Annotated in this window: 1 protein-coding gene and 1 pseudogene; one reads left to right on the forward strand and one right to left on the reverse strand. The window is 74.7% G+C overall.

The features are described from left to right. A partial coding sequence (locus tag DI269_RS13100) for a tetratricopeptide repeat protein (RefSeq protein ID WP_157974955.1) occupies positions 1-1,180 on the forward strand: 1,180 nt, incomplete at its 5' end. A gap of 101 nt (positions 1,181-1,281) precedes the next feature. On the opposite strand, the pseudogene DI269_RS13105 reads toward DI269_RS13100, so the two are convergent. Next, a pseudogene (locus tag DI269_RS13105) lies at positions 1,282-1,715 on the reverse strand (hypothetical protein); the annotation flags it as partial.

Consider the following 1,715-nt stretch of genomic DNA (forward strand, 5'->3'; position numbering starts at 1 on the left):
CGCGTTCCGGGCCCTGGGCGCCGCGCCCGGCGCGGACCTCGGCGCCGCGGCGGCGGCCGCGCTCACCGGTATTCCTGGGGCGCAACGGCTCCTGGAGACCCTCGTCGACCACAACCTGCTGCGCCGCCCCCGGCCGGGCCGGTACGAGCTGCACGACCTGCTGCGGGTGTACGCCGCCGAACTCGCGTCCGAGGCGGGCGAAGGACGGGAGGCGCTGTCGCGGCTCCTGGACTGGTACGTCGCGACCGGCCTTGGTGCGAGCGCGCACGTCCAGCCGGCGTCGCTCGACCCGTCCCTGGCCGAGCCGCCCGCCGGGGCGGTCCCCCTGGTGTTCAACGACTCCGAGCAGGCCATCGAGTGGTTCGAGACCGAGCACGACAACCTCATCGCGGCCGTCGCCGAAGCCGAAGCGCAGGGCCTGGACCGGCACTGCTGGCGGCTCGTCCATCTACTGTGGGCGCACCTGGACCGGTGCCGGGCCTGGCCGGAGATCGCCTCGCTCGCCGAGACCGGCCTGGCCGCGGCCCGGCGCGCGGGCGACCGCTTCGGCGAGGCCGAGATGCTCACGATGCGGGCGTCCCTGCGGCACCTCGGCCGGTTCGACGAGGCGATCGAGTCGCAGCGGGACGCCCTGGAGCTGTATCGCGCCCTGGAGAGCGCGGGCGGGCAGGCGGTGGTCTTGAACAACCTCGGAATGATCTTCCGCAGCATGGGAAGGCACGAGGAGGCGATCGACCACCTGCGCCGCTGCGCCGCACTCGACGAGGAGGCCGGGGACCCGGGCGACCTCGCGGTGTCGCTGTTCAACCTGGCACGGTCCTATATCGACGCCGGGCGCGCCGCGGAGGCGGTCGAAGCCGCGGGGCGCTCGCTGGAGCTGCTGCGCGGGCTCGGGCACCGGCGCGGCCAGGGCCGGGCGATGGAGGCGATCGGACTCGCGCACGCCCAAGGCGGCGCTCATGCGGAGGCGGCGGTGTGGCTGCGGGACGCCTCGGCGGTGTTCGCCGAGATCGGGGACCGCCTGCACGAGTCGCTGTGCCTGACGGCCCTGGGCCGGGCGCTGCGGGCCGCCGGACGTCCCGGCGAGGCCGCGGAAGCACTAGAGCGGGCCCTTGAACTCGCTGCGGCCCTTGGCGACCCGCGCGAGGCCGAGATCCGGGTCCTACTCGACGGGTCCTGAACGCGGCCAGGGCGCCCGGCGCGATGCCGGACGCCCTGTTTCCCACGCCCCACCCGGCGTCCCGGGAGAAGGGAGCCCTCCCGCGGCGCCGCAGCCGGGACTCAGAACTCCCGGTTGTCTCCGGTGATCCGCACGCTGAAGTCGCGGTTGTCGGGACCGGCGCCTCCATCCTTGGTGATGCGGACACTGAAGTCGCGGTTCCCGGAATAGGTGATCCGGACGCTGTCCCCGTCGGTCTCGGGGTCGTCGCTGACGATCCGCGCGGTGAAGTCGCGGTTGTCGGCCTCGTCGCCGGTGATCCGGACGCTGGGGTACGGCGGGGTGAAGCCGTCGGGGTCGCCCGTGATCCGCACGCTCGCGTACGGCGGGGTGAAGCCCCAGTCGGTACTGTCGCCGGTGATCCGGACGCTGTACGGAGGGTGGAAGCCCGAGTCGGGGTCGTCGCCGGCCTGGGCGGGGGCCGCGAAGGCGGCGACGGCGAGCGCCGCCAGCGAACCGGCGGCGGCGGTGCGGGCGAGCGCTGCGGCGGTGCGCC

The sequence above is a fragment of the Glycomyces dulcitolivorans genome (assembly GCF_003265355.1).
GTDB lineage: Bacteria > Actinomycetota > Actinomycetes > Mycobacteriales > Micromonosporaceae > Glycomyces > Glycomyces dulcitolivorans.